Source organism: Anabaena sp. FACHB-83 (genome assembly GCF_014697485.1).
In the GTDB taxonomy this organism is placed as follows: Bacteria; Cyanobacteriota; Cyanobacteriia; order Cyanobacteriales; family Nostocaceae; genus Nostoc_B.
Genome location: NZ_JACJRY010000004.1, coordinates 293,150 through 310,064 on the forward strand (window position 1 = coordinate 293,150; position 16,915 = coordinate 310,064).

10 protein-coding genes and 2 tRNA genes are annotated in these 16,915 nt (G+C 42.1%); 5 read left to right on the forward strand and 7 right to left on the reverse strand.

The genetic code is table 11. The annotated features are described in order from the left end of the window. Nucleotides 1-134: 134 nt before the first annotated feature. From H6G79_RS07255 to H6G79_RS07265, 3 genes are all read right to left on the reverse strand, one after another. On the reverse strand, nucleotides 135-716 hold the full coding sequence (locus tag H6G79_RS07255) for a Uma2 family endonuclease (protein ID WP_190588269.1): 582 nt from the start codon (nucleotides 714-716) through the stop codon (nucleotides 135-137). 103 nt (nucleotides 717-819) lie between these two features. Further along, a complete protein-coding gene (locus tag H6G79_RS07260; RefSeq protein WP_190588268.1) occupies nucleotides 820-1,395 on the reverse strand; it encodes a Uma2 family endonuclease in 576 nt (191 codons plus the stop codon). Nucleotides 1,396-1,397: 2 nt separating this feature from the next. After that, entirely contained in the window at nucleotides 1,398-4,943 is a 3,546-nt protein-coding gene (locus H6G79_RS07265; protein WP_313933893.1) for an N-6 DNA methylase, read from the reverse strand. Between the two features lie 270 nt (nucleotides 4,944-5,213). Here H6G79_RS07265 and leuS point away from each other — a divergent pair, with 270 nt between their 5' ends. Continuing rightward, a complete protein-coding gene (gene leuS, locus H6G79_RS07270) occupies nucleotides 5,214-7,901 on the forward strand; it encodes a leucine--tRNA ligase (RefSeq protein ID WP_190588266.1) in 2,688 nt (895 codons plus the stop codon). A 225-nt stretch (nucleotides 7,902-8,126) separates the two neighbouring features. On the opposite strand, the gene H6G79_RS07275 is transcribed toward leuS, so the two are convergent. Then, nucleotides 8,127-9,548 carry a hypothetical protein gene (locus tag H6G79_RS07275; RefSeq protein ID WP_190588265.1) on the reverse strand — a complete coding sequence of 474 codons (1,422 nt, stop codon included), beginning with the start codon at nucleotides 9,546-9,548 and terminating at the stop codon, nucleotides 8,127-8,129. 547 nt (nucleotides 9,549-10,095) lie between these two features. Here H6G79_RS07275 and H6G79_RS07280 point away from each other — a divergent pair. Together H6G79_RS07280 and H6G79_RS07285 are read left to right on the forward strand one after the other, a co-directional pair. Then, the gene (locus H6G79_RS07280) at nucleotides 10,096-10,791 is read left to right on the forward strand and encodes a triacylglycerol lipase (RefSeq protein WP_190588264.1); all 696 of its coding nucleotides are present in this window, start codon (nucleotides 10,096-10,098) and stop codon (nucleotides 10,789-10,791) included. Between the two features lie 97 nt (nucleotides 10,792-10,888). Continuing rightward, a complete protein-coding gene (locus H6G79_RS07285) occupies nucleotides 10,889-11,524 on the forward strand; it encodes a cytochrome b N-terminal domain-containing protein (RefSeq protein ID WP_190588263.1) in 636 nt (211 codons plus the stop codon). Here H6G79_RS07285 and H6G79_RS07290 read toward each other — a convergent pair. Next, entirely contained in the window at nucleotides 11,491-13,413 is a 1,923-nt protein-coding gene (locus tag H6G79_RS07290) for a sodium:proton antiporter (RefSeq protein ID WP_190588262.1), read from the reverse strand. The genes H6G79_RS07285 and H6G79_RS07290 overlap by 34 nt on opposite strands. Nucleotides 13,414-13,772: 359 nt before the next feature. Here H6G79_RS07290 and H6G79_RS07295 point away from each other — a divergent pair. After that, nucleotides 13,773-13,845 (forward strand) — tRNA-Glu (locus tag H6G79_RS07295). 48 nt (nucleotides 13,846-13,893) lie between these two features. Next, a tRNA-Glu gene (locus H6G79_RS07300) sits at nucleotides 13,894-13,966 on the forward strand. A gap of 81 nt (nucleotides 13,967-14,047) precedes the next feature. Here H6G79_RS07300 and H6G79_RS07305 read toward each other — a convergent pair. Both H6G79_RS07305 and H6G79_RS07310 read right to left on the reverse strand, forming a co-directional pair. Continuing rightward, a complete protein-coding gene (locus H6G79_RS07305; RefSeq protein WP_190588261.1) occupies nucleotides 14,048-14,635 on the reverse strand; it encodes an SRPBCC family protein in 588 nt (195 codons plus the stop codon). A 9-nt stretch (nucleotides 14,636-14,644) separates the two neighbouring features. Beyond that, nucleotides 14,645-16,669 carry a GAF domain-containing protein gene (locus tag H6G79_RS07310; RefSeq protein WP_190588260.1) on the reverse strand — a complete coding sequence of 675 codons (2,025 nt, stop codon included), beginning with the start codon at nucleotides 16,667-16,669 and terminating at the stop codon, nucleotides 14,645-14,647. Nucleotides 16,670-16,915 lie beyond the last annotated feature (246 nt).

Below are 16,915 nucleotides of genomic sequence, written 5' to 3' on the forward strand. Positions count from 1 at the left end.
AAGTGGGAGAAGTAATGTTTCTTAACTAGACAACTGTAAGAATACAGTTCTAGAGGCATCATATTGTATCACTTATATGATGGTTGTAAAATTGCGATCGCTGCCGCAGTCTCCTTCTGTTTTAGCAATTCAACTCAAACATTTGAAAAATCAATATTTTCGTAAAGTTCGGCAATTGAAATTTGCAACTCCAAAGTACTCAAAGAAAGGGTAACATTGAGGTCATCGTATTCCGAAAATAGCCACTGATGGGCGGCTGTTTTGAGATGATGTTCAACATGTATGCGATATTGATCAATCAGCAGATATTCTTGGAAAGTCGGAATTTTACGATAGGCAACAAATTTCTCGCCACGGTCATAATTTTGGGTGGATTTAGACAATACTTCGGCGATAAAGCAGGGGTTCACCACAGTATCTTTGCGTCCCATTTGAAGTTCTAAGGGTTTGGGTAGAACCATGACATCAGGGTAAGTATAGAGATTTGCATCAGGAACCCATAGTCGCTGATCAACATAGAAAGTCCGGTAGTTTTTGCTTTTTAGGGCAGATTTCAGCAAAATATACAAATTTCCAGCAATATCGTTGTGGTTGGGTGTCCCACCAGTCATAGGAATAATTTCTCCATCACAATATTCGTTGCGCGTTTCTGAGGCGATTTCCAGTTCTAAATACTCATCAATGGTGTAACGTTTAGTCTCAGGTTGAGCAATCATGATCGGTTGACCTCCAAGGCTTTTAGTTGCTGGTTTCTCCAAGTCGTTGCCGTTACTTCATCACTCTCTATTGCCCGTTATACTCCTGTTTTAGCAATTTCTACTATGGCTCAAATTCAACACTTTCATAGATATCTGCTAAACGAATTTCAAAGGGAATCGATGAGAGTGAAATATACGATTCTGGATCGTCATATTCAGTAAAGATCCATTTGTGAGAGTCTGTTTTAGAGTATTGCTCAACATGAGCAGTATATTGATCAATTAATAAATATTCTTGAAATGTGAGAATGGTACGATACGCTGAAAATTTTTCATCCCTATCGTAGCTTTTGGTTGATTTTGAAAGCACTTCGGCGATCATTACTGGGTTAGTAATCGTATCAGTTCGTCCCTGTTGTCGTTCAAGTGGACGGGGAACAACCATAACATCCGGGTAGGTATAAAGCTTGCGTTCAGGAATCCAAAGCCGTTGATCCGCTACAAAAATACTGTAGGGTTTACCTTTCAAACTGACTCTTAAGGCGGCATTAAGAATACTGGCAATTTCATTATGTTCGGGAGTACCGCCAGTCATAGGGATTATTTCTCCATTGATATACTCATGCCGAATATCTGAATTTACCTCGAAATCGAGATACTCTTCGGTTGTATGGATTTTCTTTGCTTCAGCCTGCATAATCACGTTAGTCTTACCCCCAAGGCTTCAAGTTGTTGGTTTATCCAATGGGTTGCTGTTGCTTCATCAGTTTCTATTGCCCTTTCTACTCCTGTTTTAGCAATTTCTAGCAGTTGTTTTGATTTTAGTTTTAATGAAAATGAGGACTTTATCTTTTCAACAATCTTTTGCTGCTGATGTTTTAGTAAAATTGGAATTAGCAAATTGGCTAAATCCGGTTGAGAAATACTGTAGTAAGCCACACCATGAACTCGACGTTCAACCTGTAAGTAACCAAATTTTGAATTTAAAAATAAACTGACATACTCTGGTAAAACTTTTTGTCTAGAAACTGAAGTTAGACGCAAAAGCATAATTTCACTACTAATAATCCCATTAACTTCTAGTTCTGTAACAACTGCGGAATTACCAAAACTACCTTTACGGGTAAAAAGAATATCTCCGATTTGTAAACCCACAGGTTTATCAACATCAGCCATTGTAATGGGAATTTTTACGGCACTGTCAAAATTAATCTGTCCGTTTTTGATATCGCCGACACGAATATAGGGCGTTCCTTCTTCCGTATACTCTCTATAATCAAAACCGTTTTGAATTGGTTCTATCAATGAACCTAAGTTTTGAGATAAAAAACCACAATCTTTAATAGCTTCTTCTGCTTGATCGTATTTTGGCTGGTAATACTCAGCATCTAAGCGACCGGAGGACAGGAACGACTCAGCAAAACTCTTGATGGCAATGGTTTCTTTCGTTGGTTGCCAGTCCTTCAAACCAAGCTCCGACAACAGCAAATCCTCAGCTTGTTGATAGAAAATTTTAGAATTTTCAAGGAATTGAAATGCTTTTTCAACTAGTTTATTAATAATTATTTGAAAAGCATCGATAAAATGAGGAACTTGAATTTCTCTAAACTTGGCAGGGCTAAAATTTGTCTGATTACCCGTCATAGAATACTTCTCAATTTCCTGCCTACCATATTGAGAATTCAAAAAAACTGTTAAAACTTCCGAACTGATTAGGTGCTTTTTTGGTTGCACACGGAACACGTAAGAAGCAAATGCAAAATTGGTATTTTCTGTAACTAATGCACTTTTTCCAACAAGCTTTGGATTGCCGTTAGTTCTGCATATAACCACATCACCTTTTCTGAGTTTTAACGATTGAAATGTATCTTCATCAATAAGACGACAATATTTGGCTGGGGTTGCTGTAAAATAACTTTCAAACTCATTAAGTCTTAATACTGGATAGCCTAATTCATCTTCATTTAAGTCTTTAGAAGTGCCATATTGAACAAATTCTATAATCTCTTCTCCACTCAGGAATTTATGAATTTTACCTGTTTTTGCAATATAAAATTCTGCCTCAAGCCTACATATTTTCTGTGCTTGAATATCACAAAAGTTAGCCTCAACCGCTTCCAGCCCATCCATTAACCTCTGATACTTCACAGCATCAAACGGCATAACAGATGGGCTGAGTTCAAAAAAACTGAAGTTCTCCTTTTTGGCAAACTCAATAAAGGCTTCTGCAATACCGTCTTCTGTCAGCCCTTCGTGGTTATACAGGTCATGATCCACCACTAAATGACCGTGTTCATCTTGTAAAAAATCACTCTCTACCCCAACGACTCGTTGCACTGGAGAAGGCGGCATCAAATCGCTGATTTCTTCATTGTTTGGTGAAGCCTTAGACGATGAAATTTTGCGCCAAATCTTGTCGCCAGAGTTATCTTTCCCCGACTTTCGCATGGTGGCAAAAAAGATGTTGTAGTCATCCTTGCGGGGACAAAGTGCGCCTGCTTTGGGGTCGTCGTTCCACTTCTGTAAAAACAGCACTGAGGTTTTTGTGCCTGTGTGCGGCTTAAAGGTGTTGCCATGTAACCCCACCACCGCCAAAATCCGGCAGCGTTCCGCAATAAAATCTCGAATGTTCTTATCAGATGAATTGTTGAACCGTCCCTGGGGAAGCACGATCGCCATTCTGCCCCCTGGTTTCAAAAAATCCAAGTTGCGCTCAATAAACAAAATATCGCGCCCTACCTTACTTTGCCACTTGCCATCCGGCTTTTTCGCCAAGTCATAGCGGGCAATCATGCGCGGTTCTTTGATGTCCCCCGCAAAAGGTGGATTCGCCATCAGCACATCAAACTGAAACTCTCGATAGTCCTTGCTGCCTTTCGGCCGCAGCTTTTTCAGTCGCCTGAACCCTTCATGGTAAATGTTATCCCAATCATCTTGCTCGGTGACTTCATCCCACAGTTCATAATCCAGGGTGTTCAGGTGCAACACATTCGTCTGTCCATCCCCTGCAATCAGATTTAGCGTTCGCGCTACCCGCACCGCCTTTTCATCAAAATCGATCGCAAATACCTTGTCTTCCACATACTCTTTGCACCGGGGCGGCTTATCTTCTAGGGAAAACAAATGACTCGCTTGCAATCCCTCATCTTCTAAAATCTGCCGCCACACATGAAAAATCGTATGCACGGGAAACCCCGATGACCCCGCAGCCGTATCAATCATATACTCATCCTCTTGGGGGTTGAGCATTTTCACACACATATCGATTACATAGCGCGGCGTAAAAAACTGTCCCTTTTCGCCCTTGCTACTCTGGTTGATCAAATACTCAAACGCTTCATCGATCACATCCAGATTGGAGTTAAACAGCTTGACATTTTCCAAGGACGACACACAAACCGACAGGTGAGACGGCGTGAGGCTAATTTTGGCATCCTCACTAAATACCCCTTCCCATTTCTTTTTGGCTTTGTCGAATAAATCCTGAATCTTATTTTTTAGTGCGGCTTCTGTCTGTCCCGTATTGCGAAATTCCAGAGAACGGGTCGATCGCCTGTTGCCTTGCCCAGAATACCACTCATCATAAAGCTTGGTGAAAATCAGCTTAAACAGTTCCTCAAATACATCTACCCCAGCATTGGCTAACACCTCATCTTCCATTTCCTCGATTAAGGTTTTGAGGGATTTATTCTCCTTCACCAACTTGTCGTTTTTGATCAGGTCTTCCAGGGTGAACTTGATCTGGAGAATATCTGCTAGGGTTTGATTCGCATTGGGTAGCCCCGGAATATCTTCAAAGTAATTGGGGTCTTTGCGCTGGTAGTAGGAAATTTGATCGCCATTCGTCCAGACGGCGATCGGCGCACCTGTGGCGTTGCAGTAAGAGCGTAGCTGGTCTTTGCCATCCTTGAGCTTTGGCTTTTTTAGCTCTACGAGCATATAAACTGTGTTGGGACGGTCTTTATCCATGACCACGATATCTGCTCGTTTCACCTCGCGCCCAAAGTTCACCCCATACTCAACTTGAATGCGATTGAGGGGATAGTGCAAGCGATCGCGCAAAACCTGTAAATATAATTGCCGAATTGCCTCCTCTGGTGTGAGCTTGATCGCTTTTTGGCGCACTAAACAAACGACATAAGGAACCTCACCGTTTTTGGTGGACTTGAGGGTAATTGTTTGCTCTAACTGCTCAATTTCAGCGATCGTAAACTGCGACAGCTTGTAATTTGAGTCTTTGAGGATATCGGCTAACTTCATCAGGGACTATTAAGTTGACTTTCAGGGCTGCTTCGTCATAAGAGTTTAGCGTCATTGTAGCCACTGCCCGATAAATTTTTTTTAATTGTTTAATGGCGATCGCACTGATTTCTTCCCTAACTCTGAGCTACATAAAACAGCGAGAAAGAGATAATAAAGAATGAGAATTTTTTGAGCATAGACTCTAAGTGTCAAATTCTGCTCAAAACTCCCTCTCAAACACTGAAAATTACACATTTGAGTATTAGACTGAGCATGACAGAGAATTTAAAGGCTAAAAGTAATGATATTGCGTTAAATAAATATTCTCCCGCCGCCATTGAGGAAAAATGGCAAAAAACCTGGGCGGAACTGAATTTAGATCATACCCCTACAGAAAACAATCAGCCAAAATTCTACGCTCTATCCATGTTTCCCTATCCATCGGGTAGCTTACACATGGGTCACGTCCGTAATTACACAATTACAGATGTGATTGCTCGTCTCAAGCGAATGCAAGGTTATCGAGTCTTGCACCCAATGGGTTGGGATGCTTTTGGCTTACCCGCAGAAAACGCGGCCATCGACCGTGGAGTTCCCCCCGCCAAGTGGACTTATCAAAATATTGCTCAAATGCGCCAACAGTTACAGCGTTTGGGTTTATCTATCGACTGGGAAAGTGAAGTTGCTACCTGTTCACCAGATTATTACAAGTGGACACAATGGATTTTCTTGCAATTTTTGCAAGCGGGGTTAGCTTACCAAAAAGAAGCGGCGGTGAACTGGGACCCGATTGACCAAACTGTATTAGCCAACGAACAAGTTGATAGCGAAGGTCGTTCTTGGCGCAGTGGGGCAAAGGTCGAGCGCAAATTATTGCGCCAATGGTTTTTCAAGATTACCGACTACGCCGAAGAATTACTCAACGACTTGGATAAATTGACAGGTTGGCCGGAACGTGTCAAGTTAATGCAGGCAAACTGGATTGGTAAATCTGTTGGTGCGTATTTAGAATTTCCGATTGTGGGGATGGAGGAGAAAATCGGCGTGTACACCACTCGCCCCGATACAGTGTTTGGTGTCAGCTATGTGGTTTTAGCCCCAGAACATCCCTTAACCAAGCGCGTCACCACTAAAGACCAACAAGCCGCAGTGGAAGCTTTTATTACTGAAGTTTCCAATCAAAGTGAGTTGGAACGCACCGCCGAAGACAAACCCAAGCGCGGTATCCCCACCGGTGGTAAAGCCGTTAACCCCTTCACTGGGGAAGAAGTGCAAATCTTAATTGCTGATTATGTCTTGTATGAATACGGTACTGGGGCGGTGATGGGTGTACCAGCCCATGATGTGCGCGACTTTAAGTTTGCCCAGGCTTATGATTTACCAATTGAGTTTGTGATTGCTGCACCCGAAGATGTGGCAGATTTTGATTTAACGCCGACCTCAAATACAGAAGAAGAAATTGCTGAATATGTGGAGGGATACACATCACCAGGAATTTTTATTATTCAATATAACGAAGCGTATACTGAGCCAGGAATTTTAATTAATTCTGGGCAGTTTACGGGGATGAATTCAGTAGATGCGAAAGCTGCGATTGTTAAATATGCCGAAGAACAAGGTTTTGGTAAAGAACGAGTACAATACCGCTTGCGAGATTGGTTGATTTCTCGACAACGTTATTGGGGCGCACCCATCCCAGTTATTCACTGTCCGAACTGCGGAATTGTGCCAGTCCCAGACAAGGATTTACCAGTACAGTTACCGGAAGAAGTGGAATTTACGGGGCGGGGTGGTTCACCATTGGCGCAGTTGGAAAGCTGGGTAAATGTACCTTGTCCCACTTGCGGTACACCGGCAAAGCGGGAAACTGACACGATGGACACTTTCATTGATTCTTCGTGGTATTTCTTGCGGTTTACCGACGCAAAGAACGAACAGCAGGTGTTTGATTCTGGCAAAACTAACAACTGGATGCCAGTAGACCAGTATGTAGGCGGGATTGAACACGCGATTCTGCACTTGTTATATTCACGGTTCTTTACTAAAGTATTGCGCGATCGCGGCTTGTTGAATTTTGATGAACCTTTTGCCCGGTTGTTAACTCAAGGGATGGTGCAGGGTTTAACTTACATGAATCCCAACAAGGGTGGCAAAGATAAATGGGTTCCCTCCCATTTGGTTAACCCCGTCGACCCCCGTGACCCCCAAACCGGAGAACCATTACAACGCCTGTACGCTACCATGTCCAAATCTAAGGGTAATGGTGTTGCGCCAGAAGATGTAATTGCTAAGTATGGTGTAGACACAGCACGGATGTTTATTTTATTCAAAGCACCACCAGAAAAAGATTTGGAATGGGATGAAGCTGATGTGGAAGGGCAATTCCGCTTTTTAAATCGGGTGTGGCGGTTGGTAACAGATTATGTGGCGGCTGGGGTATCTCGTAAAAAAGCGCAACTCGCTGATTTAAGTAAATCAGAAAAAGATTTACGTCGAGCAATTCACACAGCCATTAAATCAGTCACCGAAGATTTGGAAGATGAATATCAATTCAACACTGCTGTTTCGGAATTGATGAAGTTGAGTAATTCCTTAACTGATAGCGATTGTAAAAATTCGCCAATTTATGCCGAAGGTATTCACAGTTTAATTATATTGTTGGCTCCTTTTGCACCACACATTGCTGATGAATTGTGGCATTTATTGGGTAATAAAAATTCAGTGCATACCCAAACTTGGCCATCTTATGATGCTGCTGCTTTAATCGCTGATGAAATTACTTTGGTAATTCAAATTAATGGCAAAAAGCGGGCTGATATTCAAGTTCCGTCACAAGCAGATAAAGCTGAGTTGGAAAAATACGCCCGTGAATCAGAAGTTGTGCAGCGTCATCTGGAAGGGAAGGAGATTAAAAAGGTGATTGTCGTACCTGGTAAGTTAGTAAATTTTGTTGTTGCTTAAAGACTAATACGGTTCAGTTAAGCAAGTTTCCCTTGTATTAGCTTAAAAACAACAATGGTTCTAAAATATAGCGATCGCATTTGTTATTTATGCGATCGCTAATTTTGTAACTTGTTTTATAGCAACGCCATTAACCTGTACTTTGCTGTTTCTGTTTATCCAGTTTCTCCTGAATTGCTTCACTACGAATTATTCAGGATAAAATCAGCAAACATTTGGCAAATTTTATTTCCCTGAATCAGAATTTTCTCTTTTTTCCTTGACATCACGTAACTTTTGAATTAGTTCAGGATTAGGTTCTTGAGAAGAAGATAATTGATTCCGATTAGTTATAGATGTTGATGATTTAGGTTGCAGGTTATCACCAGCAGGTGTAGTCAATGGTTGAGATGTCACCACTGGATTAGGCTTGAGTTTGCTACTATTACCTGCGGGAAGAATGATTGGCTGGCTATCTGTTGCTGGTTGATTAGTCGCTGATGGTGTCTGTTGTGAACCATCTCCCGCAGTGTTGCTACCATCTTGAAAACGCAGGTTAAATGGGTAACGGCTAATTGTTTTCTCACCCTTCAAAGACTTAGCATTAAAATATTGTCTTGTTTTTAATAACAGTGCTGGAGAAAGCAATTTATCTTGGAATTTGATATCTAATACTTTGCCATCAGGATCTACTACTAAAACCCCTAGTACTGTGCCTTCTACACCTGTTTTACTCACAGGAACTGTATCCCGAATCACGGGTTTTTCTTCTGAATTAGGGTATTTCTGTTGTAATTCTTTTCGCAGTTCTTCGTAAGATTGAACTTGGGCTATTAGCGTTTGGTTAGGAGCTTTTGTCGGTAAGTTCGGTGTATTGATTGGCTTTAAAGCAGGGAGATTTGCGGTTGATGTTGTATTATCCCCTGTCTTGGGTGTTTGATTGATGACGGTTCCCGAATTTGGGTTGGGATTAGTCGCCACATTATTCTCAGGCTCAGGCTGTACAGATTGGGGAGTAACTTTGCTATTTGCAGTTGTCACACTTGAGCTATATGCTGGATTGGGAGTTGGACTATTGAGGATGTCCGGTGGTATTTGTGCTGGGGGTAAATCTGGTAATTGCGGTTGCGAATTTTCGGGAATGACTGGCTTGTTATCAAAATTCGGAATTGCAGCAGTAAATTTTTGGTTCCCAACTTTAAAACGGGAGTCAAAGCCATAACTTTGTCTGGGAAATTGTATAGACTGCCTACCAGGCATTGAGGAGATCCGGTAGTTATTAGAAGTAGTCGGTATGGATGGTATTACTGACTGTGTATAACCAGATGGTGGTAAGGGAGGAATGACAGTTGTTTGTCCACCAAAGTTAGGCGGAAGTGCTTGTGGTTGTAGTGCTAGTTGCTGTTGCGACAATGTTGGTAATTGTGGTTGCACAGCAAATTGAGATGTACCAGGAGTTTGGGGTAAACGATTTTGATCAGCTTGGCTTAACTCCAAAATACCCACTGATTTTGATGACGCTGCATCTTTTGGTTTACTGGGATCTACTGGCATTAATGGCACAATCAGTGCAATAGCGCCATGAATCCCAACTGAAGCTAAAGCAGCGATTCCAGTTGGCTGGCTTAAAATTTCAGGTATATTTTTTAGTAGGGAGACGTAAGACATAGCTGTTATCGTTCACTCGGCTCAGTTACAGTTTTTTCGCAAATCAATATTATCTTGATGGTACAAAATGCGCCCTTCTAAAGAGAATAACTTCTTGGGTAAAATTCAAAACGACAAAATTTAGATTTTTTGTCAGGTTTCAATTTTTTAATGACGCAATTTTATCTCTTTTGGTTGCAGATGCAAATCAAAATGTGAATTAAATAGTTAACGCTTCAATAATTTCTATCTTGTGTATAGATTTACGCAGTCCCAACTGACACTTACAGTAGTTGGCAGTGAAAATCCACGCATCAGTCTAGAGGTATATCAATCTAAAATTTACCCGACTCAAATAGCAGTATAAATGTTATTTAGTCAGTTGAGTTGTGGCAGTAGGCACTTAGTCAATTGTATGCCAGAAATTGCATCCAGATGACATGGTATCACATCAGCTAGTTTTTAATTGTGGCTAAGTTAGCTGTTTCGCTAATAAGTAGGGATTGCTAATTACTGATATTTTAATGACATCATAATCTAACTATAAAATTCGGATTTTCATCACAAAATGCCGTTACCTACAGTTATTGTCCCTGGCTATTTAGAAAGTGCGATCGCCTACCGCCCTCTCGAAACATCCCTAACACAGTTGGGGTTTCCCACAGTTACAGTACCACTAAGACGGCGCGATTGGCTCCCCACCATTGGCGGTAGGCCTGTCACATCCATTTTGCAAAAGCTTGACCTGACTGTTAAACAAATATTGGAGCAATATCAGTCCCAGCAAATCAACCTAATTGGACATTCAGCCGGCGGTTGGATTTCCCGGATTTATTTAGGAGAAAAACCTTACACTCCCCGCAATCAAACTCATCCATCCATTTGGAATGCTCATCCTTTAGTCGCCTCCCTCATCACTTTAGGTACACCTCATATCAGCCAAGAACGCTGGACACGTTGGAATTTAGACTTTGTAACCAACAACTATCCCGGCGCATTTTACAAAAATGTCCGTTATGTCTGTGTGGCTGGCAAAACTATTCTGGGCGCAAGACGGCCTGGTAATTGGTTGGCTTACAGTAGTTACCAATTAACCTGCGGCCAAGGTAATACCTGGGGAGATGGTATCACTCCCATTGCCGCCGCCCATCTAGCAGAAGCCGAAAATCTAATCATTGAAGGCGTGAGACACTCACCCAGAAGTCCGGGAATTTGGTACGGTTCCCCAGAAGCAATCCAGGTTTGGGTAAAATATTTGCTTTGAAAATACATATATCTTTAATAACCTCAACAAATATTTAGATTAATTATGTAGAATGTAATAAAAATATATATTTTTTAAAAATCAGGAGGGGTGAACCATGCAAAGCACCCAGTTCGAGAGAATTTTGCGACGACTCGCAACGGTATTATCAGTCGTAATTCTGACCCTGTGCTTGATTTACACTACCACTGGCGTTTTGCTGTCTTTTTATTACGAACCGACAGCAGGTGGCGCTTACAATTCTTTGAAAATGATTAACACTCAAGTGCCTTATGGCTGGCTGTTTTACCGAACCCACGAAATCGCAGGTAACGGTTTAATTGCGATCGCCTTGGTGCAGATTGTCGTGATGTTTTTAGGGCGACAATTTAGCCAGAGTTGGCTAGTTGCTTGGGTAAGCGGAATTTTGTTAACCTTAAGTGCGATCGGGCTAGATTGGACAGCTATGCTCCTCGACTGGACACAAGAAGGATACTGGCGGTTCAGCATTGAATTGGGAACCATCGAAGCCATTCCCTTGATTGGCGGGCAATTGCGAAATATCTTAACTGGCGGTGGCGCGATTAACACCCTCACAGTTGAACATCTTTACACCATCCACAGTTACATAGTGGCGGTGGCTACCTTAATTTTGGCTGTGGTACATTTACTGGCGCTTGTCTGGCAAGAACAGCAAACTTATACAGCAGAAGTTTTAAATCAACTTCCTGAAACTTCGCTAGTAGAAAGTTGAGCCAAAGTTGGTACAGCAACTTCTTCTAATTCTGGTAACTTTTCGATAACTAACGGTGTGGATTGACTTGCACCAGACAAGCGTTTTAACAAATTTGGTCTGGGGTCGTGCAGTAAATAGATAATGCGATCGCCTACTTCCCAGTCATAATTAGCTGGCATAACTTGGAGACGCTCTTCTCGTTCTAAGAGTAGCGGTAGCAGCACCCCAGTCCGAATTTTTTCTTGGATGCGTTCTTGTTGACCGTCAACATCTGCTGCATCCAAAGTAATTGTCCCTAACTTCACACGCCCGTCATTCAGGTACTCATTCCAAGTCTTAATTGTTAATTCACTGACAAAAGCTTGACTCACCGTCTTTTGATTTCCGCCATTACTAGCTTGAGGATCACGCGGAAATACAGCTAACACCCGTGGAGGATTAAATTCTTCCGCCGCCCGTTGCGCCAGCACAAAATTTACTTCCCCGTTACTCGTCATTGCTAAAAAAGTCCCCATCGAAGCCAGTTCAGCTTCTTCCAAAACTCCCGTATCTAGGGCGCTACTAGCAATCACACGAATATTCTGCTCGGCGGCTTTTTCACAGCGTTCCGGGTCAGTGTCAATCATCACCACAGATTCTTCCCGTTCTTGAAAGAAGCGAGCAATTAACAAACTCAAAGGATTACAACCAACAATTACCACTCCAGTCGCATCTTTGGAGGTGATTTGCAATAACTGGGCAATGCCGCCAGCTGTTAACCCTTGGCAAACCACAGTCATAATAATAGTTAAAAATACTAAAGCCTTAATCGCATCTCCACCATTGATGCCATGCTGCGTTAGTAAAATGGCAAATAACGAAGCCACAGAAGCCGATACAATGCCTCTCGGAGCTACCCAGCTTAAAAATAATTTTTGTCGCCAGTTGAGGTTACTGTTCCAAGTACAAGCCAGGATATTAATCGGCCGTACCACAAACATCAGTACTAAAACCGTTAAAACACTACCCCAACCCAGAGCAAACACACTAGCGATTGATAAATCAGCCGCTAACAAAATAAACAATACAGACACACTGAGAATTGTTAACTGACCTTTAAAGCTGCGTAACAATCTTTCTTCTGGTACAGAAGAATTGGCAAACACCGCACCTGCAACGACCGTTGTCATCACACCCGATTCACTGCGAATTGTCTGGGCGAGGGAAAATAGACCCCACAGGATTGCCAAAACTACCAGATTTTTCAACTCAAACGACAGCAAACTAGCACGTTTGAAAACCAAACTCATCAGGTAGCCACCAACTGCCCCAATTGCTGCACCCACCCCCAAACGCATCACTAAACCCACAATGGCATTCACTGGGTCAGCATCACCATTCACAATCGTATCTAAGACAACGAATGCCAAAATCGCACCTACTGGGTCAATTAAAACCCCTTCCCCTTCTAATAGCGTTGCGACTTGTCGATCTACATTAATTTGTTTGAGCAACGGCCCAACCACCGTCGGCCCCGTAACCACGACTATAGAAGCATAAAGAAAAGCGATATTCCAAGGAAATTCCCCCAGCCAATGGGCTGCCATACTACCGCCCAGGAGTGTAATTAGTGTTCCTAGAGTAACGAGCAATTGCAGGCTGACTGAAACCCTACCTAACTCTCGTAAATCTAAATTCAGTCCACCTTCAAACAGAATGATTGCCGTCGCTAGAGAAACAATTACTTCTAATCCTGTACCCAGCAAATGGGGGTGCAGCAGTCCCAGACCATCAGAACCGAGGATAATACCCAAGAAGAGCAATAGCACAATACTGGGTACACGCAAGTATGCAGCTATCACTTGGGCGCTAATACCTGCGACAACGGCGATCACCATTTGTAGGGTGATTTCAAGAGATGCTTCCATGTTGTGGATTTTGAGCGATTGATTTCAAAATCTCTTGTAAAGAAGTGTAAAAACTACTTCTCCAGAGTACCGCATTAGATCCTTTGTACCTGATTAACTTGCGATTTTGTTTCATACTTGGTTGTGTACAATACTCCATTGTCCACTAGTTCCCAGAAAAGTGGTAGTTCATACTCAAGGGTCAATAGTCATTTGTGATTTGTCCTTTGTTAATTCTCCTTTGCACCCCGGCTGCCTTACAACTTCTGTCTGCATCCTCTCTCCGCATCTGAGTTTGTTTGCAACAAAAATTGTTTTTTTGCAAAAGCCGTTGACATCATTGAAAAAATTAGTTAACTTATAAAAGGTTTGATTGCGATGCCCCCATCGTCTAGAGGCCTAGGACACCTCCCTTTCACGGAGGCGACGGGGATTCGAATTCCCCTGGGGGTACTTTACCAGCAAGGCAGCATCAAACTAAAGCACAGTCGAGAGTCTTATGCCCCCATCGTCTAGAGGCCTAGGACACCTCCCTTTCACGGAGGCGACGGGGATTCGAATTCCCCTGGGGGTATTTTAAACAAAATTACTACCAATAATAAAGGTCAAGTTTACCTGTTTAGAACTAGTTAAATCAGGGAAACTTGACGAAATATTAGGGTAATTGTTCTACGCGCTGATAGATGGCTAAAAGATTTAGTTGCAAATCCTTGCTCAGACGACGTTCAATAATTGTCACTGGCATAGTTAATTTAGGCCAGACTTGGATGGTGTAACAAAGGTTAGTTCCCATAGTGCCATCAAGGGAAATGGGTTCTAGGCTCCAACTACCAGAAAAGCCTTTGAAATCTCCCTCAACCATCGAAAAACTAATTTCTTTGGGAAAATGTTCTTCCAAGTCCAAAACGACACGGGCGCAAAAGTTGAAATTCAATAAACGCTGAGAGCCTACTTGCTCAAGTCGAATACCACCGTTAGGATGCTCCAGTAAATGACTTTTAGCAAGATTAGGGATGAAGTCAACTAAGGCTTCGTAATCTGTCAATACTTGCCATATACGTTCCACAGGATGAGGAATGTGGATTGTGGCAGAAATTTGTCGTTTGCGCTCCGCTATTTTCTCGATTTGGACAACTACTGGGGGCAAATTAGCTGTATCAACAGCCAAATTGTCATCTAGGCTAGTGTCGTCAATAGGGGCGGTGAAATCCAGGTTAGCTGTGAGGTTGTGTTGTTCAGTCACGGTCTGAAGTTATAATTCGCTTTCGTCGGAAAATTGTGGCAGTGTGAGAGTAAAACAAACTTGGCTTTGTTCAGAATTGGGAATAGGAGTACTTTCAACGGCGATCGCTCCATTCAAATGCTGTACTAAAGATTTAACTAAAGCAAGCCCTAAACCCGTTCCCGGAGTCCATCTTCCACCTTTACCACGACGGAACCGATCAAAGATGTAGGTTGCTTCTTCTTCAGAAATTCCCCGTCCTGTATTAGTCACTTTAATAATAACTTGATCAATTAATTGTTCAACTTGGTGATATGCTCGCACATTAATCACCGTTTCCGGCTCCGAGTATGTACAGGCATTCGTGAATAATTCTTGCAAGATCCGGTTAAAACTTTCTAATTCAGTCTGTATTTTTAAAGAATCTTGGGGTAAATCGAGATTTATAGTTAAAGCTTTAGCTGATAGTTTTGAGTTCAGATTAGTTGTCAATGCTTGAACTCTGGTATTTAAATCTATGGTTTCAAACTGGGGACGTTCTTGCTTAGACTCTAATTTCTGGAGTGTCAACAAATCGTTAATTAAGTTAATTTCTTTCGTACATTCTTGCTCTAGAATATCCATGTATCTGGCTTGACGCTCTGGTTGAATTCCCGGTAAGCGCAAATTTTTGATGGACATTTGCATGTTTGTCAGTGGATACCGCAAGCGATCGCTCATGTTACTCAAAAATTCATCTTTGAGATGATTGAGTTCCCGTAGCTGCTCAACATATTGCCGTGTTTTTTCATGCAACTTTGCTTGCAGTTCTAGGCTACTTTGGAGTTTAGCTGTGCGCTCATCTACCAAAGTCTGTACTTGCCGCAATGTTTGTGATTGAATAATAGCATTGCTCATTTGAGCGCAGACCATTTCCACCAAATTTAATTCAGAAGCTTGCCAACTACGGGCTGTTTTTTGTTGCAGGACAATAAATCCTAGAACTTTGCCTTGATTTTCTAATGGCACTAACAGCAAAGACGGTAAAAGTCCCACTGAAAACAATGAAGCAACCGTCACCATATCTTGCAGGTCTGTGTAGTCCTCAATTACTACGGCTTTGCCGGAGTCTGTAAACACACGTTGGCACAAACTACACTCAGAAACCAAAAATGACTGCGGCTCAACATCTGATTTACTAGTTGTGCCACTGGGTACGTTCCGATTCCACTCCGCCGCTACAGTGGCCTTGGCTTTGGGAACTTGTTTTTTGGTTTGAGCTCTAAATAAAGGATCTTTATATTTCAGTAAGATCAACAATCCTCGGTCTGCCTGTAAAGATTCGGCCGTTGAGGAAATTGCTAACTGGAGCATTTGATTTAGCTCCAAGTTGCTCCGACTTAAGATTGTTAATTGTTTGATTAAGCTTTGATGCTGTTCGCTTTTTTGCAAATGCTCTTGCTGTGAAGCGATTAAATTGATTTGACCGACTTGAGAAAAAGCGATCGCACAAGCTGACTCAACAAAATTTAACAGCTGCTTTTCTGACTCACTCCAATCGTATTGCTGGAATTTAATCAGGCTAATAACACCATTGATTTGTCCGGCAAACCTAGTAGGAATCGCCAAAACTGATCTAATAGGTACTTGGATGTGTTGTCCTCCCACTACCAGACTATCTTGGATAGTCGAAATATCCTCAATAGTGAAGGGTTCCGCCGCACATTGAACTACAGGCGAGTCCATTAACAAATGTTCTGTGGAAAATAATTGACCGGGATACGGCATTGCCAAATACTCATCAGAACACCAATGGGCAGCAATTGATTCACTGGCTGCTGTACTGGCAGATACTGTGACTAAACAACAGCAATCGACTTTGAAGGCATTGCCCAGTAATCTGGCAATTTCTTGCAGCATCAATGTCGTTGCTGAGTTATTGGCGATGATGTGATTAATTTTTTGTACCAACTGAAGAGTTGGTTCGTTCTGATGCTGCATCAGCTTGAGTGGGTATGATTGTAGTCTGTCTAGGTCATCTGGACACTGTGGCGGCAATGATAAACTTTTTTTCATTCCTGGCACGCTTTTGAATAATGACCTCATATCGTATGCACCCAATGTCTTGGCATATTATTTTCATTTAGTTATGTCGCTGCACCCTAGTTAGTGGCAAGTCTTTTATCAAGAGTTTCTCTCACCTGTTATAGCCCCTTTCTTTGGCAGATGAATAAGTAACTGGTATATTAAACTAATTTATACATGGGTATATAAAAATCTCTAAAATATATTAAGGTACTGCTTACAGAGGGTTTGGGGCTT